Here is a 20,422-nt window from a genome sequence, read left to right on the forward strand (position 1 = left end):
ATGTTGCAGTTTAGTATTCTCGATAAATACATCGCACGCACGGTCCTTACTACTTCGCTGCTAAGCCTCGCAGTTTTGAGTGGGCTATCTGGACTGATCCGTTTTGTTGAGCAATTGAAATCAGTGGGTAAAGGTACTTACTCAGTTGCCGAAGCAGGCTTATTTGTTTTGTATAGTTTGCCGCGCGATATCGAAGTGTTTTTCCCGATGGCGGCGTTGCTTGGTGGTTTGATCGGCATGGGCATGCTGGCCAGTAATTCTGAACTCGTGGTGATGCTTGCGGCTGGGCGTTCGCGCCTTAATATCGTCGGTTCAGTAATGAAAGCGGCGATCGTGATGATGCTTGCAGTGATGGCGATGGGTGAGTGGGTTGCGCCACAACTTGAAGCGCAAGGCCGCGAGCTACGCGCCTCAGCGATTTCCGGCGGTAGTTTAATCTCGGCGCAGCAAGGGGTGTGGGCCAAAGATGGTACGCACTTTGTGAATATCAGCGAAGTTGAAGACACTGGGCGGCTACGTGATCTCACCGTCTATCGCTTCAACGATCAGCGTGAACTTGAGTCCGTGGTGCAAGGGCAAACCGCAACCTACCAAAACGGACAGTGGCTCCTGACCAATGTTGAAATCACCGAACATAGTGTTGAACGGATCGTTCGCGAGGAGCGCCCTCGCTGGGTATGGCAGTCATCACTCACACCCGACAAGCTTGGTGTAGTTACGGTAAAGCCTGAAGCGCTATCGATTTCTGGGCTGGTGGATTACTTAGAGTACTTACGTGCTAACCAGCAGGCCACCGAACGCTACCAACTTGCCCTGTGGCGGAAATTGTTTGCACCAATTACCGTTGCCGTAATGCTATTGGTGGCGTTAAGTTTCATTTTTGGTCCGTTGCGTTCGCAAACCATGGGCGCCCGCATTTTGCTCGGGGTGATTACCGGCTTTGGGTTCCACGTCAGTAATGAAATTTTTGGCCCCTTGGCACAGGTTTACAGTTTGCCGCCGATCCTTGGCGCATTATTGCCTAGCTTGTTATTTGCTGGCGCCGCGCTTTATTTGATGCAACGTAAGTAATGCAACGTAAGTGATGCTGCGAAAATAGACGCTTTAAAGCTCTTTCCAATAGTAGAGTTGGTTTGCTTCTTTGGACAGGGTGACCATTTCAGTTCCTGCGGCGTAGTCGTGCCATGCGCGACGGTTTTTAAAATCGACTAAAACCCATAAGTTCCCGAGTCCGAATCCACAGGTAAGCAAACGCACAATGGTTTGCTTTTTAGTAATGCGCGCGCCGTTGCGTTGTTGGATCTTCAAACGCCATGCGCGCATGCCAAGGGTCTGGCCGCTGCGGTACCAAAACCAACCGAAAAATAGGCCGAGCACGGTGAGCAAGTACAAACCATACAACGGTGAACTGTTGAGCCAAGCCGCATGATCCATGTCTTCAGGCAGGGTAACCCAGCCCATTGCGGTAAGCGCCGCGGCAAAGCCTAACGCCAACCCAGAAGCTAACATGACGATGGCGACGGCAACCAGTAGGTCATAAACCCAAGCTGCTAAACGACGGAAAAAACCGGCGCTCGGAAATGATGCATGGAGTTTTTGTGCTGGGTTTATTTCGGACCGTCCTGCAGTCATAAGAACCTCGGTTGTGGATCATTTTGGGCGAGTGCAGATTATCATTAAGTCGCCGCGGAGAAGCAAGAAAGGCGCAGAAAAAGTGCGAGTTGCTCACGAAATAGCCGAACAAACGAAAACTGTCATAATTTGCTTGATCGGAAAAATCCCTTGCGTATAATGCCTCGCACTACCGACGTTCAAGTCAAATCTTCAATGCCGAAGTGGCGGAATTGGTAGACGCAGCGGATTCAAAATCCGCCGCTGGTAACAGCGTGGGGGTTCAAGTCCCCCCTTCGGCACCATCTGTATTAAGAAGCACCTCACCCGTACTCAACTCATTAATCTGCTTAACTTTTAAGCAAGAAGAATGCGGTGTTTTATCATGTTCTCTGTTATGCTTAGGGCAATTGGAAACACACGAATTCGCGTGAGTTTACCCCGAGGTATTATGACCGAAGAAAACAAACAACAACCTGAATATGAGGTTGAAATCCCATCACGGGACGAGCTTTTAGCTGCCGTTGAAGCACGCTTGAAGCCAATTACTTTCGATGAAATTTTAGAGCGCTTTCAGCTCACTGATGAGCGTCAACATATTGGCGTCAAGCGCCGACTGCGCGCCATGGAGCGCGATGGCCAGCTCATTTACACCAAAGCCAATGCCTATGGTCTGCCGACCCGCATGAACCTTATTAAGGGACGCATTATCGGCCACCGCGATGGCTTCGGCTTTTGTCGCCCCGACGATGGCGGCGATGACCTCTTTATTCCACCCAAGCAAATGTACAGCGTATTGCATGGCGACATCGTGCTAGTGCAAGAGCAGGGCAAAGATCCGAAAGGACGCCGCGAAGGGCGCATTGTACGCGTGATTGAATCACGCGAGATGAGCGTGGTTGGACGCTTCTTTATTGATCACGATCTTGGCATTGTCGTGCCAGATGATAGCCGCTTGAACCAAGATATTTTGATTCCAGATGAAGCCCGCAATGGTGCCCGACATGGTCAGATTGTGGTGGCGAAAATCACCCGTCGACCAAATCGTCGTACCTCGCCAGTGGGCGAAGTAACAGAAATTCTTGGTGACCATATGGCACCAGGAATGGAAATCGAAATTGCCATTCGTGAGCACGATATTCCGACGGAGTGGAGCGCTGCGACACTTGAGTACGTCGAGAAATTAGCTGAAGAAGTCCCACAAGAAGCTTACAAAGACCGCAAGGATTTGCGTGAACTGCCGCTCATTACCATCGATGGTGAGGATTCACGTGACTTTGATGATGCCGTTTATGCTGAACCTGAGGGCGACGGCTGGCGCTTGTGGGTCGCTATTGCTGACGTGAGTTATTACGTACGACCGAATACGGCGCTGGATAAAGATGCATTAGAGCGCGGGAATTCAGTGTATTTCCCGAATTTTGTCGTGCCGATGCTGCCGGAAAAATTATCCAACGGCCTTTGCTCGCTGAATCCTGACGTCGATCGTTTGTGCATGGTTGCCGAAATGAAGATTTCTAATCGCGGCAAACTTGTCGACTCGACGTTTTACCCTGCGGTGATGAAGTCGCATGCGCGGATGACGTATACCAAGGTGGCGTCAATTCTCGACGGTGACCCAAAGCTACGTCAAGAATACCAAGCCGTGTTGACGCCAATCGAGAACTTGCATTCGTTGTTTAAAGTGCTAAAAAAAGCGCGCCAAGGTCGCTCAGCCATTGAGTTTGAAACCTTAGAAACGCGTTTTATTTTTAATGCGCAGCGCAAAATTGAGAGCATTGAGCCGGTGCGTCGTAATGTCGCCCACACCATCATTGAAGAATGCATGATCATGGCCAACGTGGCGACCGCCCGCTTAATTGAGAAGCATGAAGAGGCGGGCGCCTTGTTCCGTGTGCATGAGCCGCCTTCAGCCGAGCGTTTGACCAGTTTCCGCGGTTTTCTTGCCGAACTAGGTTTAACCATGAAAGGCGGTGATGACCCGAGTACCAGTGACTACTCAGAGGTTTTGGCGCAGGTACGTGAACGTCCGGATGCTGAGTTGATTCAAACCATGTTGTTGCGCTCGATGCAGCAAGCGGTCTATAGCCCTGATAACGCTGGGCACTTTGGTTTGGCGCTGGATGAATACTCGCACTTTACTTCGCCGATTCGACGCTACCCTGATTTAGTATTGCACCGTGCGATTAAAGCACTGTTGAAAAAGCAGCAAGGACCAAATCAGGCGCTTGAAGGTGCTTGGATGTATCCTGATGAGCAGCTTGATGAGCTCGGGGAGCACTGTTCCATGACTGAGCGCCGAGCCGATGACGCAACGCGCCAAGTGGATGAGTGGCTCAAGTGTGAGTACATGCAAGATCACGTGGGTGAAGAATTCACTGGAGTCATTGCCTCGGTCACCAACTTTGGCTTGTTTATCCGTTTGGATGACTTGCATATCGACGGTTTGGTGCACGTATCTAATTTAGATAACGATTATTATCACTTCGATAATGAGCGTCATCTATTGATCGGTGAGAATAGCCGCCGTGTTTATCGCCTTGGCGATAAAGTACGTATTAAAGTACGTAGCGTGAATCTTGATGAACGCAAAATAGATTTAGCGCTATTGGCAGCGGAAAGCCCGACCGGCAAAGACCGTATGCCAGGTGAAGAAAATCGCAGCGAGCGCCGGACCGAGAAAAAGTCCGCACCGAAAAGTAAGCGCCAACAAAAACGTGAAAAGGCCGGAAAAATCAAAGCCAAGCGCGCCAAAGTTGAACAACAGCGCAAAGCGAAAAAACAGCGCTCTAAGAAAAAACAGTAAGGAATTACGCCTAGCATGAGCAAGAAAGTAGCAGTATTTGGTTTGCACTCCGTCCGCGCCTTGGTCGAACGTCACCCTGAACGAGTGGTGGAAATGTTTGCCTTGCGCGAGCGCCAAGATAAGGCTTTACAGTCACTTATTCAGAGTGCGCAAAAACTAGGTATTCGACCGCAGTTTGTGCCGAAACAAACCTTGGAAAAGAAAGCTGAGGGCGGCAACCATCAAGGTGTGGTTGTGGTCGCGCTTGAAGCGCCTTTGCTCAGCGATAATGACCTGCCGGATCTAGTGCAAAACAGCGGCACAGCTCCATTGTTTTTAGTGCTTGATGGTGTCACCGACCCGCATAACCTCGGAGCTTGTTTACGGACCGCTGACGCCGCTGGCGTGACCGCCGTTATTGTGCCTAAGGATAAATCAGCATCACTTAATCCAACCGTACGCAAAGTCGCGTGTGGTGCAGCTGAAACGATGCCGTTGGTGCAAGTTACTAATTTGGCGCGGGCGTTAAAGCAATTACAAGAACTGCAGGTTTGGGTGATGGGGACCGCCGGTGAAGCAGAGCAGTCCGTCTATGCCGTTGACCTAAAGGGCCCGACCGCTTTAGTGATGGGCGCAGAAGGCGACGGCATGCGTCGTTTGACCCGAGAAACCTGTGATGAGCTGATTAAAATTCCATTGTTGGGCACGGTTTCAAGCCTTAACGTTTCGGTCGCAACGGGCGTGTGTTTATTTGAAGCCGTACGGCAACGACAAGGCTAACCCCGATGAAAAAGGTTCCCTTCCTACGCTTACGCCCAGTGGTGTTGTCACTTATTGTGATGACGTTCTTGGCGGCAGCTTGGCTGCCGACTGGAAGTTTTTTGCCAGGTGAACGGACGAACAAGCCACAATTGTTTTTGGAATTCGCTGAAGCGGTGCCTTCGCAAGCGGCCGAGGATATTCTCTTTGATGTCCAACAACGTATCGAACAACGGCATGAATGGCGCATGGTAGAGGCTGCTGAGCCCTATGCTTGGCATCTCAATGTTCGCATTGAAGAAGGCGACCAGCTGATGATTCATGGCGTACTTACCACCCCGCAGCAGGGGGCTGATAATAGTACCCATGAGCAACGTTTCAAGATTCAAGGTCCTTACGATGCCATGGGCGCCTTACCCGAACAATTTGTTAAAGTGCTCATTGATTTGGTTGAAAACGCAGAAAAACACAGCGCGAGCTTGTGATCCTAGGCGAATTCGGCTAAAATCCCGCCGCTTAAATCAGTCTGAAGTTTTTTAATTCACAAAAAGCGTTCCTTGCTGCTGCAGGTGTGACTGAGCCTATCAGTAGCTATGAACCATAAGGAGCAGAAATGCGTCATTATGAAATCGTATTCATGGTCCACCCGGACCAGAGCGAGCAAGTACCTGGCATGATCGAGCGTTACAGCGAGACCATCAAATCAGGTAACGGCACCATCCACCGTTTGGAAGACTGGGGCCGTCGTCAATTGGCTTACCCAATCAACAAGTTGCACAAAGCACACTACGTGTTGATGAACATCGAAGCGTCTGCTGAAGTTGTTGAAGAGTTGGAAACAGCTTTCCGTTACAACGATGCAGTATTGCGCAACATGATCATGCGTAAGAAAGAAGCTATCACCGAAGCCTCTCCTTTGACTAAGAAAGAAGAGCGTAAAGGCGACAGCCGCAACGAAGAACAAGGCGACAACGAAGCAGCGTAAGCTGACTTGTTAACGTCTAACCATTGTGGAGCTTAGTAATCAACTTGTCTTAGGTGGCAGCATTAGCAAACCACCCAAGTTAACCACCAGCCCAGCCGGCATTAGCCATTTGCGTTTTGTATTGGATCATCAATCAGAGCAGCAAGAAGCAGGGTACCCACGACGCAGTTTCGTAAGAATCTTAGTCGTTTTAGGTGGTGCAGAAGCAAAGCAATGGATACACGAATTGACCGTTGGGTCGCAGGTACAAGTTACCGGTTTTTTGAATCGTATCGAAGATAAAAACGGTGTTGGTAAATTGGTCTTGCATGCCCAGCAACTTGTGAAGATTTGAGGAGACCATCATGGCTCGTTTTTTCCGTCGCCGTAAATTCTGCCGTTTTAAGGCTGAAGGCGTAAAAGAAATTGATTACAAAGATATCGCTACTCTGAAAAACTATATCACTGAGAGTGGCAAAATCGTTCCTAGCCGCATCACTGGCACTTCTGCGAAGTACCAGCGTCAGTTGGCGCGTGCCATCAAACGTGCACGTTATTTGTCGTTGCTGCCTTACACTGATTCACATCAGTAAGCCGGCATCGCGAACGATCTCAGAAACTCAGAGGTAGCGAACAATGGAAATCATTCTATTAGACAAAATCGCCAACTTAGGTGGCTTGGGTGACCAAGTTTCTGTTAAGTCTGGCTATGCACGTAACTTTTTGTTCCCACAAGGTAAAGCAGTTCCTGCAACCCAAGCGAACATCAAAGTATTCGAAGAGCGCCGCGCAGAATTAGAAGCGAAAATCGCTGCTGATTTGGCTGCTGCTGAAGAACGTGCAGAGAAAATCAATGCACTTGAAGCTATCGTGATCAGCTCTAAAGCTGGTGACGAAGGTAAACTTTTCGGCTCTATCGGTACAAAAGACATCGCTGATGCAGTCACTGCAGCAGGCGTTGAAGTACAGAAGAGCGAAGTATTGTTGCCAAACGGCACTTTACGTGAGACTGGCGAGTTCGACATCGAGTTGCACTTGCACGCTGACGTATTTGCTAGCATCAAGTTGCAAGTGGTTGCTGCTGAGTAATTAGCACAAACACAAAGCACTGAAGAAACCGTAGTCTGGTAACAGGCTACGGTTTTTTTTTGCTTTTTTGCAAATGCGTGTAAACCTTTAACGCAATCCCTACGACCTACTTAACAAGAAAAGCAAAAAGGGCAAACCGGTGACGGCACAAGTTTTAACCCATCAAGCGTTCGAGGATCCTGACACAGGCTTGGTGCGACAAGCAGCAAAAGGCAACATGCAAGCCTTTCAGCAATTGTTCGAGCGACACCACCGTAAAGTGTACAGCTTGGTCTGGCGTTTAGCGGGTGACAGTGATACTGCGCACGACTTAACTCAAGAAGTGTTCATCAAGTTATGGGACGCGCTCGCGAGCTTTCGCGGTGAGAGCAAATTTAGCACCTGGCTGCATACGGTGGCGACGCGAGTGGCCATTAGTGAAATGCGCAAACAGAAGCGCTGGCGCCAAGGTGTCACTTTAACCGATGACAGCAATTATGCTGAAGCCTTGGTGCAGCAAGAAAGTGCTGACTTGGGTGAGCTGGATAAGTTGATCAAACGTTTACCAGAACAAATGCGTTGGGTTTTCGTTCTGCACTGTATTGAAGGCCTGCGTCATGAAGAAGTCGCTGCAGAATTAGGTATTGCGGTAGGCACTAGTAAAGCACAGGTTCATCGTGCCCGGACATTGTTAGAGGAGTGGCTGAGTGATGAGTAATTCAACAGCAAGTAACAAATTAGACCGCTTAATTAATGAAGCTGCGAATGGTAACGCAGCACCCGCCCCAGAGCGTGAGCTATGGACTGGTATTGAGCATAGTCTTGCCCGTCGCCAGCAACGTTCTAGCAAGTGGCTGAATTGGGTGTGGGCAAGTGCGGCCTGTATGGTTTTGGCCGTTGGTGGTGTGACCTTTATGAGTCTGCAAGCGCCGGTAGTTAATCCTGAACAGCCAGCAGCGAGCGCGCTACTGACCTATATGAACAAGCAGCACGAACAGCAGCGCCAGTTTGTTCTAACGCAGTACCAAGCGGTGGGTTGGAATGGTGAAAGTGAGTTTGTGGCGGCTGAAATAGAGCAAATCCGCGCCAGTATCGATGAAGTGAGCGCGCAACTGATGGCAGAGCCAAATAATCAAGCGCTATGGCAGCTCTTACAGTGGCTGCACAGCAAAGAATTGGAATTATTGGAATCACAATTTGTCGTGAGCGACAAACTACAACAGCTTTAATCGTAGGAGATGAGCATGAAAACATTAGTCAATGTAGTAACCAACGTGGCCCTTTTGTCGGGTCTGGTTTTCAGCGGCATTGCGTATGCAGATCAACAACGCGTCGACGAGCGCTTAGAAGTTCCAGCTGACGTGTTCGTGAAGATTGAGAACATGCGTGGTGACGTCCGCATTAGTGGTACCGACGAAAACTATGCCGAGGTAAAAGGCGAGCTCGATAAATATGCCACCGGCCTGACGTTTACCCTTGATGGTAGCACCTTATCGATCATTGTTGACATGGAAGAGCGCAATAACTTTTCTGGCGATGAAGCGACCGACTTAAGCATCACACTCCCACGTTCAGCGAAGCTTAGTGTGGAAGGTGTTTCAACGGATTTTTGGGTGAACGATTTCAACAGCGATGTGCGTGTAAACAGTGTTAGTGGCGATCTTGAAGCGCAAAACGTAACTGGAAATATTCGCTTGAATTCAGTCAGTGGCGATGTGCAAGGCAAAAACCTTGCCGGCACGGTGCAAATGAAATCGGTAAGCGGTGATATCCTGGACCGCAGTAATAAAGCGACTACAGTGAGTTATGGCTCGACGAGCGGTGACATCAATGCAGCTAGTACGGCGTCAGAAGTTACTGCAGAAACGGTGTCAGGTGACATCGAGCTAGCGTTAGACGAAGTAAAAGAGCTAGAGCTGCGCTCAGTAAGCGGTGACGCTGAAGCTTATTTTGTTCTACTCAATAATGGCCGCGTCACTGGCGAATCGGTCAGTGGTGATGTAGCGCTCGCCATTCGCGGTAACGTTAATGCCAAGGTCAGTGCACAAGTAAGTGGCGGTGGTTCCATCGTTAACCGTCTGAGTGACGCTCGCGCAGAGGAATCACGCTGGGGGATCGGTGCCTCACTGGAGACCACAATCGGCTCTGGCTCAGGTGTTATTGAAGTCACCACCATGAGCGGTGATATTCGACTCACGAAAAACTAAGCGTTAAAAATCAACAATCGGAGCGGATCCGTAACGGATCCGCTTTCTTCCTTCCGCCGCATTTTGTATAGTCTTAGCCATCGTTTTAAATTCTGAGAGAACCATGGCCGCAAACCGTCCTGAAAAGCAATCCCGCAGCGACTCTAAGCTTGCCGCAATCAAGACAGCACCGCATTCAATTGAAGCTGAGCAGTCAGTATTGGGTGGTTTAATGCTTGATAATCAGGCATGGGATGCCATCGCCGGTGATATCATTGCCGAAGATTTTTATCATCGCGGACATCGGTTGATTTTTACCGCAATGTCACGGCTTACCGAGCGTAATCAGCCGATCGACTTGGTGACGGTCTCCGAAAATCTAGAAGCTGCCGGTGAGTTACAAGATGTTGGCGGTTTTGCGTATTTAGGTGAAATTGCGAAGAACACTCCCAGCGCTGCAAACATTCGTGCCTATGCACAAATCGTGCGTGAACGTGCGGTTCTGCGTGAACTCATTTCTGCTTCAAACGAGATCGCCGAAAATTGTTACGACACACAAAATCGTACCAGTGCCGAAATTCTTGACCTTGCCGAAGCCAAAGTTTTCAAGATTGCTGAACAACGCACGAGTGCGAATGAAGGGCCTCAAGCGATCTCACCGATTTTGGAGCGCACAGTACAGCGTATTGAAGAGCTCTCAACCAGTAAAAATGCTAACGGAGTGACCGGGCGTTCAACGGGCTTTACTGACCTTGATCGCATGACTGCGGGCTTGCAACCTTCCGATTTGATTATTGTGGCCGCACGGCCGTCCATGGGTAAAACGACTTTTGCCATGAACCTGTGTGAAAATGTCGCTATGCGTGAAGACAAGCCTGTTTTGGTGTTTAGTCTTGAGATGCCGTCTGAACAAATCATGATGCGGATGATGGCATCATTGAGTCACGTCGACCAAACCCGTATTCGTAATGGTCAATTGAAGGACGAAGATTGGAGTCGGGTGGCCTCAACCATTTCGATCTTAAAAGAAAAGAACAATATTTATGTTGACGACTCATCAGGCTTGACGCCGACCGAGGTTCGTTCGCGTGCGCGGCGTGTGGCGCGCGACCATAAAGGGTTATCGTTGATCATGGTGGACTATTTGCAGCTCATGACCGTGCCCGGAATGGCGGAAAACCGTACCTTGGAAATCGCGGAAATTTCACGCTCGTTAAAAGCGTTAGCGAAGGAACTCGAAGTGCCAGTGGTTGCACTTTCGCAGCTTAACCGCTCATTGGAGCAACGTTCAAATCGCCGACCAGTGAACTCTGACTTGCGGGAATCAGGTTCAATCGAGCAAGATGCCGACGTTATTATGTTTATCTATCGTGATGAGGTTTACCACCCTGAAAGCGAAGAGAAGGGCATCGCCGAGATTATTCTGGGTAAACAACGGAATGGTCCGATTGGCACGGTGAAACTCAAGTTCCAGGGACAATACTCTCGTTTCGACAACTTAGCGCAGCACGAAATTCCAGACGGACCTGACTATTAGGTCCGTTTTTGCTTAGGTGCTTAGGCGCAGTTGCCACAAACACCATGAGCTTCAATGGTTTGACTTTCAACGCGAAAACCTTGGTCTTCGGCTTGTTTACGTAGCGCGTTGTACACACCTTCTGATTGAATCTCTTGCACTGAACCACAACGCTCACAAATGAGCATTTGTACAGGGTGTTGGTGGTCAAAATGGCTGCATAGTACGTAGCTGTTCGATGATGTAATTTTATGTACGAAGCCTTGTTCTTGCAGAAAGTCTAGTGCGCGATAAATCGTTGGCGGCTTAGCGTTGGGGACTGCCGACTTGAGTTTATCGAGTAGGTCGTAAGCACCAATAGCGCCGCTCTGGTCTGCCAGAATTTCGAAGACTTCGCGTCGCGCAGGAGTTAATCTTGCCCCACGTTGCGCACATAATTTTTCGGCCTTAGTGACCAAGCGAGTCGTTTCTTTCGTTGTCATAAGGCGCAGTTTATCACGATGAATAACATTCGGGTAGCAATCCCATCGGGAGTACATGAACAATGACAACAAAACCGAAATCCAGTTGGCGTCGCTTACTGCTGACACTGTTCAGCGCCGGCCTGCTGTGGCAAAGCCAAGGCGTAGCAGCCGCTGAATTCAACTTCCAAGAAGTCACGGTCGAGCAATTGCAGACCGCAATGCAGGCGGACGAACTAAGCGCCGAACAAGTGGTACGCCATTACTACGGGCAAATTGCCAAGCACAATGAACGTGGTGCAGATTTACGCGCGGTAACGCAGTTATTGCCGTTAGCTGAGGCATTATCTGTGGCTCGAGCGCTGGATCAAGAACGCGCGCAAGGGAAATTGCGGGGACCGTTGCATGGCGTGCCGGTATTGCTAAAAGATAATATCGATACTGCCGATGGTCTGGCGAATACCGCAGGTTCATTGTTACTGGCAGATCATTATCCCAGTACCGATGCATATATCGTGCAGCGGTTACGTGACGCTGGCGCCATTGTTATCGGTAAAGCCAATCTGAGCGAATGGGCAAATTTTCGCTCGACGGGGTCGAGTTCTGGCTGGAGTAGCTACGGTGGACAGGCCAAAAATCCATTTGATACCAGTCGTAGTACGTGTGGCTCGAGTGCTGGTTCAGCGGCCGCAGTGAGTGGCAACTTGATTCCGTTAGCAGTGGGCACCGAAACCGACGGCTCCTTGGTGTGTCCGGCGGCAATTACTGGCATCGTTACCATTAAGCCTACCCTAGGCTTGTTGAGCCGTAGCGGTATTATTCCGATTGCGCATAGCCAAGATACTGCTGGGCCGATGGCACGTTCGGTCAGCGACGCAGTCTACATGCTTGACGCGATGCTGGGCGAAGATCCTCGTGATGAGGCAAGCTATGCGGTCAGTGAAGGGTTTGCCCAACATCTTAGAGTTGATGGTCTGCAAGGTAAGCGAATTGGCGTCATGCGTGATTTGATGGGCTACCACAGTGGCGTTGATGCGGTCTTCGAAGGGCAATTGCAGGTACTCGAGAATGCCGGTGCAGAGCTGGTGGATGATCTGTCTTTCGTCAACGGTAGAAACTGGGGCGAAGATGAGTTCACTGTGCTGTTACATGAATTTAAATATGGTCTGGCGGACTATTTTGCGCAACATCCAGCTGCGCCGTACCAAAACCTTGCTGGCTTACTCGAGGCTAACAACCGGTTTGCCGATTCCATTATGCCGTTTTTTGGGCAGGAGCTCTTTGTGATGGCAGACGCGCGCACAGGCGAACAGCAAGCCGATTATGAAGCGGCGTTAGCACGGGCAAAACAGGCAGCTGGTCCAGATGGTATTGATGCCACGTTAGCTGAATATGATTTGGATCTTCTTATTGCCCCGACCACAGCGCCGGCGTGGAAGATTGACCTGATCAATGGCGATAACTATTCAGGCTCGGCAAGTTCACCGGCGGCCGTCGCGGGCTACCCGCATATTAGTGTCCCAATGGGCTTCGTTGAACACTTACCCGTAGGAATGAGTTTCTTTGCCGGTGCTGGCGCAGAAGGCGTGCTTATTGAAGCTGCGTTCGCCTACGAGCAGTTAAGCCAAGCTCGGCGAGCGCCAAGTTTAATGCCGCAGCATCACTGAGAACTTGCATTAGGAGGCTGAAACCGTAGAATACGGCCTCCTTTTATCTGCAAGCGCAAGTACGAGACGTTATGATCCAAGCACCGCTGAACCAACCTACGTTAGCAGTAGCCCCGATGCTGGATTGGACCGATCGTCATTGCCGCTATTTTCATCGGTTATTTAGCCAGAAAGCCGTGCTTTTCACGGAAATGGTGACAACTGGCGCCATTATCTACGGTAAGTATGATTTCTTAGCCTTTAACCCTGAAGAGCAACCGGTAGTGTTGCAACTCGGCGGGAGTGACCCGGCGGCCATGGCAGAGTGCGCAGCACGTGCTTTCGAACGTGGTTATCAGGCCGTCGATATCAACGTTGGCTGCCCGTCAGATCGCGTTAAAAATGGTAGTTTCGGCGCCTGCCTGATGGCTGATCCCGAAGTCGTAGCAAGCTGTATCAGCGCTATGCAAAAAGCTGCTCCGCAACTTCGTGTGTCGGTGAAAACACGCCTAGGTATTGATGAACATGATAGTGACGACTTTCTGTATCGCTTTATTGATACGGTGACGGATGCGGGCTGTGAATACCTCACTTTGCATGCGCGCAAAGCTTGGTTGCAGGGCTTAAGTCCGAAGCAGAACCGCGAGATACCACCATTACAATACGAACGTGTTTACCGTGCCAAGCAACGTTATCCGCAGTTGCATATGATGATCAATGGCGGCATCACTAGTGCTGAAGCGATCGTTGAGCACCTTGCGCATGTAGATGGTGTGATGGTGGGGCGTGAGGCGTATCAGAATCCGGCGTTCCTGAGTTGCTTTGATAGCCTTTGCGCGCACCCAAGCGAAGTGCCACAGATGCAACAAGCAAGCTTTGCTGAACAAGTGCGTGTGGTCGAACAAATGATCCCGTACACCGAACAGCATCTCGCGCAAGGCGGTCGTTGCTGGCATGTTGTTCGGCATATGCTAGGTCTGTTTCAAGGCCAGCCTGGTGCGAAGCGCTGGCGTCAATGGTTAAGCCAACAGGGACCTACCGCCGCAAGTGCTGAGCAATTGCTGCGTGGCGGGCTTGAGTTCGTGTTATCCGCACGTGCGCTAGCAGACCAAAAGTTGGTCGAATCGGCAAACTCACCATCCTAGTCACATCTCTCTCTCTTTAATTGTTGCTCTAAAAACACTTATTAAACAATCATTTATACATTTAATGTCAAAGTTGGCACAACCTTTGAATAACTTCTAACGACTTAACTGTTAGTCGCTTCTTAAAACGACTAGCACCTTATTCACTGTTAGGAGAACACCATGAAAGCCACCGTCGCCCTTTTTGCTTTGGCCTTTGCTGCAACATCGTCTAGTGCTTTGGCCACTACGAAGACTGATCTTGAAGCTGCAATCGGCATGAGTTTGCATGCCCAAGCGCAACAAGTGAAACAACAACTTGATCAACAAAGCCGCGAAGAGCAGCTACGCCAGTTGGCCAAACTTCGTCACGCACAGTCGGAAACAGCAGTTATCATTGCCGACAACCGCCAAGTTGTGAAACCGCAGCGTCTTAAAGCTGAGTAATCGTTATGGTTGATTACACTTCAGGTTGGTTACTTTTGCTTATGTTCGCACCGGTAGTAAGTACGGTGGTTGCTGGTGCGGTCGTTGCAATAAATCATACGTTTAACGCCACTAACACAGGGTGATTTTTTCGCGCTTTCTGTGCTAGTCTGCTGTTCACTTACATAAGAATAAATCTTCATCAGAGGAACAAGCAGTGAACAAATACGCATGGTTAGGAATGGTCAGCGCTGTGAGCCTAGCGGTTAGTGCAACTCTGCACACCCCGGTCAACGCAGAAGAGTACAAAGCAAGTGAGCGCGCGGTGCAACTGGCGCAAGACAATATGCTTATTGATACGCACATCGACGTGCCATATCGCCTCACTGAGCACTGGGAAGATGTTACTAAAGCTACCGCTAGTGGTGATTTTGATTACCCACGAGCAGTGGCGGGCGGTTTGAATGTACCGTTCATGTCGATCTACATTCCTGCTCAACTTGAGCAAACACCAGGTGCCAGCAAACAACTCGCACACCGTCTCATTGACAGTATGGAAGCACTCGCTTGGCGTGCGCCTGAGAAATTTGCAATGGCCTATGACGTTGCTGACGTTGAGGAACAATTTGAGCAAGGTCTTATGTCAATTGCTTTGGGTATGGAAAACGGCTCGCCGATGGAAGGCGACATGGCCAACCTAAAAGAATTCTACGATCGCGGCATTCGCTACATTACGTTGTCCCATTCACTTTCTAACCACATTGCGGATTCGTCTTACGATATTCGTCGGCAGTGGGATGGTTTAAGCCCGTTCGGTAAAGAGCTGGTGAAAGAAATGAACAACATCGGCATGATGATCGATATTTCACATGTTTCTGATGATGCCTTTTGGCAGACATTAGAAATTTCAGAAGCTCCTGTTATTGCCTCGCACTCATCTTTACGCCGCTATACGCCAGGTTTTGAACGTAATATGAGCGACGCTATGATCAAAGCGCTTGGTGAAAACGGTGGCGTGATCATGATCAACTTCGGCTCCACCTTTGTCACGCAGGCGGCTAACCGCTACCGCGACATGATCAATCAGCAAATTGAGCAAGTAAAAGCGAAATACGGTGAAGACAGTGAAGAAGCTAAAGCTCAAATTGCCGAATTGCAGAAGGACAACCCATTCCCATATGCCACCCTTGAGCAAGTGCTCGACCACATCGATCACGTGGTGAAACTTATCGGTATCGACCATGTTGGTATTGGTTCGGACTACGATGGTGTAGGCGATTCATTACCGGTCGGCTTGAAAGACGTGTCAACGTACCCGAACTTGGTGCAAGGTCTACTTGATCGCGACTACTCTGAAGCTGACATCAAGAAAATTCTAAACGAGAATTTACTCCGCGTCTGGCGCGAAGTCGAAGCCTACGCGGAACAACACTAAAGGCGTTGTTTGCTATTCGCTGTTCGTGAAAAGCGCTGTTTGCTATTCGCTGTTTGCTGTTTGTTTAGATCTTAAACAAAGAGTGAACGCAGTGAACGTGCGAATAGCGAACAGCGAATAACAGGTTTGCTTTTAAGTCATTTCCGTGTATAATTCGCCGCCACAGTTGTTGATCCCTACGTAGGGCGCAACGCTGTAAGTTAGGTTGCCACAGCAATCCCGATAGGGGATTGAATGTTGATTCGTTGAAAATACCTCGCCCGGTATGCTGCCAGGGTGCAGGTTTTTTTTCTGTGCTCTTTTTTAAATGCTCTTTATTTTGAGGCTTTGATTTTTTATGGCTAATCAAAGAATTCGGATTCGACTGAAAGCGTTCGATCACCGTCTGATTGACCAGTCAACTGCAGAGATCGTAGAAACTGCAAAACGCACTGGTGCTCAGGTACGTGGTCCAATCCCTCTGCCTACGCGCAAAGAAAAGTTCACCGTGTTGATTTCACCGCACGTGAACAAAGATGCACGTGACCAGTACGAGATCCGTACCCACAAGCGTCTGATCGATATCATGGACCCAACTGACAAAACTGTTGATGCACTTATGCGTCTCGACCTTGCAGCTGGCGTTGATGTTCAGATCAGCCTAGGTTAAGCGGGCAGTAATAGGATTACACACGAGAGGTTTTAACAATGGCTATTGGTCTAGTCGGTCGTAAAGTAGGAATGACACGTGTCTTCCAAGAAGACGGCGCTTCTGTACCTGTTACTGTGATTGAAGTGACTGCTAACCGTGTGACTCAGGTTAAAACTGAGGAAACAGACGGCTATCGTGCGCTTCAAGTTACAACAGGTGACAAAAAGGCGAACCGCGTAAACAAACCAGCTGCTGGTCACTTTGCGAAAGCAGGTGTCGAAGCAGGTCGTGGTCTCTGGGAATTCCGCCTAGAAGACGGCGAAGGTGAAGATTTCGCAGTAGGTTCAGAAATCACCGTAGAAATTTTTGCGGACACCAAAAAAGTAGACGTTACCGGCACCTCTAAAGGTAAAGGTTTCCAAGGTGCTGTTAAGCGCTGGAATTTCCGTACTCAGGACGCTACCCATGGTAACTCGTTGTCACATCGTGCACCGGGTTCTATCGGGCAAAACCAGTCTCCTGGTCGGGTATTCAAAGGCAAGAAAATGGCAGGCCAAATGGGTAACAAACAAATTACCGTACAGACGCTTGATATCGTACGTGTAGACGCTGAGCGTGGTTTGTTGCTGATTCGCGGCGCTGTCCCTGGTGCTACTGGCGGTGATGTCATCATCAAGCCAGCAGTCAAGGCTAAGGCGTAACGTCTGAGGAGAATGGTGATGGAATTAACATTGAAAGACGCAAAAGGCGCTCTTGAAGTTTCCGAAGCTACCTTTGGACGTGAGTTCAACGAAGCTTTGATTCATCAAGTCGTTGTCGCTTATGCTGCAGGCGCTCGTCAGGGCACCAAAGCACAAAAGACGCGTTCTGAAGTAGCTGGCGGTGGCAAAAAGCCATGGCGCCAAAAAGGTACTGGCCGTGCTCGCGCAGGTACTATCCGTAGCCCAATCTGGCGCTCTGGTGGTACTACTTTTGCAGCGAAACCACGTAACCACGACCAAAAAGTAAACAAGAAAATGTACCGCGGCGCGATGCAAAGCATCTTGTCTGAACTGGTTCGTCAGGACCGTTTAATCGTGGTCGAAAGCTTTGGTGTTGATTCACCAAAGACGAAGCAGTTGGCTGCTAAACTGAAAGAAATGGAATTGAACGACGTGTTGATCGTGACGAAAGAACTTGATGAAAACTTGTTCTTGGCATCACGCAACTTGCACAAAGTTGACGCACGTGACGTTCAAGCTGTTGACCCAGTAAGCCTTATTGCTTTTGAAAAAGTTCTGATGACTGCGGACGCAGTTAAGCAACTTGAGGAGGCTTTAGCATGATGCGCGAAGAACGTTTATTAAAAGTGATCATTGCTCCTCACGTTTCAGAAAAATCGACGGTTGCTGCAGAAACTGCAAACACCGTGGTTTTCAAAGTTGCTACTGACGCAAACAAAGCTGAAATCAAAGCAGCAGTTGAAAAACTGTTCGAGGTTGAAGTTGAAGGCGTTCGTACTGTCAACGTGAAAGGCAAAACCAAACGTACCGGCATGCGCTTCGGTAAGCGTAGTGACTGGAAAAAAGCCTATGTCACCCTGAAAGAAGGTGCTGACATCGACTTCGTCGGCGGCGCTGAGTAAGAGGAGGAATTCACATGGCATTAGTTAAGTGTAAGCCTACGTCTCCAGGTCGTCGCCACGTCGTTAAAGTGGTAAACGAAGACCTGTACAAAGGTAAACCTTACGCGCCTTTGTTGGATAAAAACAACAAGAAAGGCGGTCGTAATAACAATGGTCGTATTACTGTTCGTCACATCGGCGGTGGTCACAAGCATCACTACCGTATGATCGACTTTAAACGCGACAAAGACGGTATCCCTGCGAAAGTTGAGCGTTTGGAATATGATCCAAACCGTTCAGCAAACATCGCATTGGTTCTGTATGCAGACGGTGAACGTCGCTACATTCTTGCTCCTAAGGGCATGAAAGCTGGTGATCAAATTCAGTCTGGTTCAGATGCACCGATCAAAGCGGGTAACACCTTACCACTGCGTAACATTCCAGTAGGTTCTGTGGTACACGCAATCGAAATGAAACCTGGTAAAGGTGCTCAGTTGGCGCGTTCAGCTGGTGCTTATGTACAGGTTTTGGCTCGCGATGGCGGCTACGTGACTTTACGTCTGCGTTCTGGCGAAATGCGCCGAATTCAGTCGGATTGCCGTGCAACCATCGGTGAAGTAGGCAACGCAGAACACATGCTGCGTCAATTGGGTAAAGCTGGTGCGAAGCGCTGGCGTGGTGTTCGTCCTACCGTTCGTGGTGTGGCGATGAACCCAGTTGATCACCCGCATGGTGGTGGTGAAGGCCGTACTTCAGGTGGTCGTCATCCGGTTACTCCTTGGGGTACACCGACTAAGGGTTATAAGACCCGTAAGAACAAGCGTACTGATAAGTTCATCGTACGTCGTCGCAACAAATAAGAGTTGAGGATTAAACATGCCACGTTCTCTTAAAAAAGGTCCATTTATTGACCTTCACCTGTTAAAGAAGGTGGAGAAAGCGTTGGAAGCCGGTGACAAAAAGCCTATTAAGACTTGGTCCCGTCGTTCAATGATTATCCCTGATATGATCGGCCTTACTATCGCTGTTCATAACGGTCGCCAACACGTGCCAGTTTTCGTTTCTGACGAAATGATTGGTCACAAGCTTGGTGAATTTGCACCAACCCGCACTTATCGTGGCCACGCCGCTGATAAGAAAGCCAAGAAACGCTAAGGGAGAGTTGAGATGGAAGCTATTGCTATTCACAAGTTTGCTCGCCTTTCTGCGCAAAAAGGCCGGTTGGTTGCTGACCAGATTCGCGGTTTACCAGTAGCGAAAGCGCTGGATGTTCTGAACTACAGCCCTAAAGACGCAGCTGGTCTGCTGAAAAAGGTGTTGGAGTCAGCTATCGCGAATGCTGAACACAACGAAGGTGCCGACATCGACGAGTTGAAGGTTGCTAAAGTAATGGTTGACGAAGGTCCTACCATGAAACGCATCAAGCCTCGTGCGAAAGGTCGTGCTGATCGTATCTTTAAGCGTACCAGCCACATTACTGTGGTTGTATCAGATAGCTAGGAGATAAGTTATGGGTCAGAAAGTACATCCTAATGGTATTCGCCTAGGTATCACCAAGCCATGGAATGCAACCTGGTTCGCGAATACAAAAGATTTTGCCGATAACCTGCACAGTGATCACCAGGTGCGTGAATTACTTCGCAAGAAACTAAGCAACGCTTCAGTTTCGCGCATTGTGATTGAGCGTCCTGCGAAAAGCATCCGTGTCACCATTCATACTGCACGCCCAGGCGTGGTCATCGGTAAGAAAGGTGAAGATGTTGAGAAACTGCGTCAAGCAGTCTCTAAATTGACTGGCGTACCAGCTCAAATCAACATTTCAGAAGTGCGTAAGCCTGAATTGGATGCGCAGCTGGTTGGTGAAAACATTGCTGGACAGCTTGAGCGTCGTGTAATGTTCCGTCGTGCGATGAAGCGCGCGGTACAAAACGCAATGCGTCTTGGTGCCAAGGGTATCAAAGTGGAAGTTAGCGGTCGTTTAGGCGGTGCAGAAATTGCTCGTACTGAGTGGTACCGTGAAGGTCGCGTACCGCTGCACACATTGCGTGCAGACATCGATTACGCAACTGCAGAAGCTAGCACCACTTACGGTATCATCGGTGTGAAAGTTTGGATCTTCCGTGGTGAAGTACTGGGCGGTATGCCAGTTGAAGAAAAGCCACAAGCTCCAGCGAAACGCCCTAAAGGCCGTAAGTAAGGAGATACTA

Annotated in this window: 26 protein-coding genes and 1 tRNA gene; 25 read left to right on the top strand and 2 right to left on the bottom strand. The window is 49.4% G+C overall.

Annotation, left to right across the window (positions count from 1 at the left end; genetic code table 11):
* Positions 1–1,071 carry an LPS export ABC transporter permease LptG gene (gene lptG / locus CWI70_RS00290; RefSeq protein WP_126769519.1) on the top strand — a complete coding sequence of 357 codons (1,071 nt, stop codon included), beginning with the start codon at positions 1–3 and terminating at the stop codon, positions 1,069–1,071.
* 33 nt (positions 1,072–1,104) lie between these two features.
* Here lptG and CWI70_RS00295 read toward each other — a convergent pair whose 3' ends face one another.
* On the bottom strand, positions 1,105–1,632 hold the full coding sequence (locus CWI70_RS00295) for an RDD family protein (protein WP_126769520.1): 528 nt from the start codon (positions 1,630–1,632) through the stop codon (positions 1,105–1,107).
* A gap of 197 nt (positions 1,633–1,829) precedes the next feature.
* Between CWI70_RS00295 and CWI70_RS00300 the strand changes: the two genes are divergently transcribed.
* The 12 genes from CWI70_RS00300 (at position 1,830) to dnaB (ending at position 10,910) form a co-directional block, all read left to right on the top strand.
* Positions 1,830–1,916 (top strand) — tRNA-Leu (locus tag CWI70_RS00300).
* Positions 1,917–2,041: 125 nt separating this feature from the next.
* Positions 2,042–4,417, top strand: a complete 2,376-nt coding sequence (gene rnr / locus CWI70_RS00305) for a ribonuclease R (protein ID WP_309137183.1) — start codon at positions 2,042–2,044, stop codon at positions 4,415–4,417.
* A 15-nt stretch (positions 4,418–4,432) separates the two neighbouring features.
* Entirely contained in the window at positions 4,433–5,176 is a 744-nt protein-coding gene (gene rlmB, locus CWI70_RS00310) for a 23S rRNA (guanosine(2251)-2'-O)-methyltransferase RlmB (RefSeq protein ID WP_126769521.1), read from the top strand.
* A 5-nt stretch (positions 5,177–5,181) separates the two neighbouring features.
* Positions 5,182–5,640 (top strand): hypothetical protein, encoded by a 459-nt coding sequence (locus CWI70_RS00315; RefSeq protein WP_126769523.1) that lies wholly within the window; start codon positions 5,182–5,184, stop codon positions 5,638–5,640.
* 128 nt (positions 5,641–5,768) lie between these two features.
* Positions 5,769–6,140 (top strand): 30S ribosomal protein S6, encoded by a 372-nt coding sequence (gene rpsF / locus CWI70_RS00320; protein ID WP_126769525.1) that lies wholly within the window; start codon positions 5,769–5,771, stop codon positions 6,138–6,140.
* Between the two features lie 25 nt (positions 6,141–6,165).
* Complete coding sequence (gene priB, locus CWI70_RS00325; protein ID WP_126769527.1) at positions 6,166–6,474, top strand: primosomal replication protein N; 309 nt, start codon at positions 6,166–6,168, stop codon at positions 6,472–6,474.
* A gap of 10 nt (positions 6,475–6,484) precedes the next feature.
* Positions 6,485–6,712, top strand: a complete 228-nt coding sequence (gene rpsR, locus CWI70_RS00330; RefSeq protein ID WP_006956988.1) for a 30S ribosomal protein S18 — start codon at positions 6,485–6,487, stop codon at positions 6,710–6,712.
* Positions 6,713–6,755: 43 nt separating this feature from the next.
* A complete protein-coding gene (gene rplI, locus CWI70_RS00335; protein WP_126769529.1) occupies positions 6,756–7,208 on the top strand; it encodes a 50S ribosomal protein L9 in 453 nt (150 codons plus the stop codon).
* Positions 7,209–7,347: 139 nt separating this feature from the next.
* Complete coding sequence (locus tag CWI70_RS00340) at positions 7,348–7,905, top strand: RNA polymerase sigma factor (protein WP_241967793.1); 558 nt, start codon at positions 7,348–7,350, stop codon at positions 7,903–7,905.
* A complete protein-coding gene (locus CWI70_RS00345) occupies positions 7,898–8,416 on the top strand; it encodes a hypothetical protein (protein ID WP_126769531.1) in 519 nt (172 codons plus the stop codon). The genes CWI70_RS00340 and CWI70_RS00345 overlap by 8 nt, the downstream gene beginning before the upstream one ends.
* A 15-nt stretch (positions 8,417–8,431) precedes the next feature.
* Complete coding sequence (locus CWI70_RS00350) at positions 8,432–9,394, top strand: DUF4097 family beta strand repeat-containing protein (protein ID WP_157980835.1); 963 nt, start codon at positions 8,432–8,434, stop codon at positions 9,392–9,394.
* A gap of 103 nt (positions 9,395–9,497) precedes the next feature.
* Positions 9,498–10,910 (top strand): replicative DNA helicase, encoded by a 1,413-nt coding sequence (gene dnaB / locus CWI70_RS00355; RefSeq protein WP_126769535.1) that lies wholly within the window; start codon positions 9,498–9,500, stop codon positions 10,908–10,910.
* A gap of 20 nt (positions 10,911–10,930) precedes the next feature.
* Here the strand turns inward: dnaB and zur are convergent, their stop codons facing one another.
* On the bottom strand, positions 10,931–11,371 hold the full coding sequence (zur, locus tag CWI70_RS00360) for a zinc uptake transcriptional repressor Zur (RefSeq protein ID WP_126769537.1): 441 nt from the start codon (positions 11,369–11,371) through the stop codon (positions 10,931–10,933).
* Positions 11,372–11,433: 62 nt separating this feature from the next.
* Between zur and CWI70_RS00365 the strand changes: the two genes are divergently transcribed.
* From CWI70_RS00365 to rpsC, 12 genes are all read left to right on the top strand, one after another.
* A complete protein-coding gene (locus tag CWI70_RS00365; RefSeq protein ID WP_126769539.1) occupies positions 11,434–13,017 on the top strand; it encodes an amidase in 1,584 nt (527 codons plus the stop codon).
* Positions 13,018–13,088: 71 nt separating this feature from the next.
* On the top strand, positions 13,089–14,141 hold the full coding sequence (dusA, locus tag CWI70_RS00370; protein WP_126769541.1) for a tRNA dihydrouridine(20/20a) synthase DusA: 1,053 nt from the start codon (positions 13,089–13,091) through the stop codon (positions 14,139–14,141).
* Positions 14,142–14,303: 162 nt separating this feature from the next.
* On the top strand, positions 14,304–14,567 hold the full coding sequence (locus CWI70_RS00375; protein WP_126769542.1) for a hypothetical protein: 264 nt from the start codon (positions 14,304–14,306) through the stop codon (positions 14,565–14,567).
* Between the two features lie 220 nt (positions 14,568–14,787).
* Positions 14,788–15,981, top strand: a complete 1,194-nt coding sequence (locus CWI70_RS00380) for a dipeptidase (RefSeq protein WP_126772590.1) — start codon at positions 14,788–14,790, stop codon at positions 15,979–15,981.
* A 337-nt stretch (positions 15,982–16,318) separates the two neighbouring features.
* Positions 16,319–16,630 (top strand): 30S ribosomal protein S10, encoded by a 312-nt coding sequence (gene rpsJ / locus CWI70_RS00385; protein ID WP_126769544.1) that lies wholly within the window; start codon positions 16,319–16,321, stop codon positions 16,628–16,630.
* Between the two features lie 38 nt (positions 16,631–16,668).
* Positions 16,669–17,313 carry a 50S ribosomal protein L3 gene (gene rplC / locus CWI70_RS00390; RefSeq protein WP_126769546.1) on the top strand — a complete coding sequence of 215 codons (645 nt, stop codon included), beginning with the start codon at positions 16,669–16,671 and terminating at the stop codon, positions 17,311–17,313.
* Positions 17,314–17,331: 18 nt separating this feature from the next.
* Positions 17,332–17,937 carry a 50S ribosomal protein L4 gene (rplD, locus tag CWI70_RS00395; RefSeq protein WP_126769548.1) on the top strand — a complete coding sequence of 202 codons (606 nt, stop codon included), beginning with the start codon at positions 17,332–17,334 and terminating at the stop codon, positions 17,935–17,937.
* Complete coding sequence (gene rplW, locus CWI70_RS00400; protein ID WP_126754482.1) at positions 17,934–18,236, top strand: 50S ribosomal protein L23; 303 nt, start codon at positions 17,934–17,936, stop codon at positions 18,234–18,236. Before rplD ends, rplW begins: the two co-directional genes overlap by 4 nt.
* A 14-nt stretch (positions 18,237–18,250) precedes the next feature.
* Positions 18,251–19,075 (top strand): 50S ribosomal protein L2, encoded by an 825-nt coding sequence (gene rplB / locus CWI70_RS00405; protein ID WP_126769550.1) that lies wholly within the window; start codon positions 18,251–18,253, stop codon positions 19,073–19,075.
* 16 nt (positions 19,076–19,091) lie between these two features.
* Positions 19,092–19,370: a 30S ribosomal protein S19 gene (rpsS, locus tag CWI70_RS00410; protein ID WP_008488670.1), complete on the top strand. Its 279-nt coding sequence runs from the start codon at positions 19,092–19,094 to the stop codon at positions 19,368–19,370.
* 12 nt (positions 19,371–19,382) lie between these two features.
* Positions 19,383–19,715, top strand: a complete 333-nt coding sequence (gene rplV, locus CWI70_RS00415; RefSeq protein ID WP_126769551.1) for a 50S ribosomal protein L22 — start codon at positions 19,383–19,385, stop codon at positions 19,713–19,715.
* Positions 19,716–19,725: 10 nt separating this feature from the next.
* Positions 19,726–20,412, top strand: a complete 687-nt coding sequence (gene rpsC / locus CWI70_RS00420; protein ID WP_126769553.1) for a 30S ribosomal protein S3 — start codon at positions 19,726–19,728, stop codon at positions 20,410–20,412.
* The last annotated feature ends 10 nt before the right edge of the window (positions 20,413–20,422 follow it).

The organism is Pseudidiomarina homiensis, from assembly GCF_003987225.1.
GTDB classification, from domain to species: domain Bacteria; phylum Pseudomonadota; class Gammaproteobacteria; order Enterobacterales; family Alteromonadaceae; genus Pseudidiomarina; species Pseudidiomarina homiensis.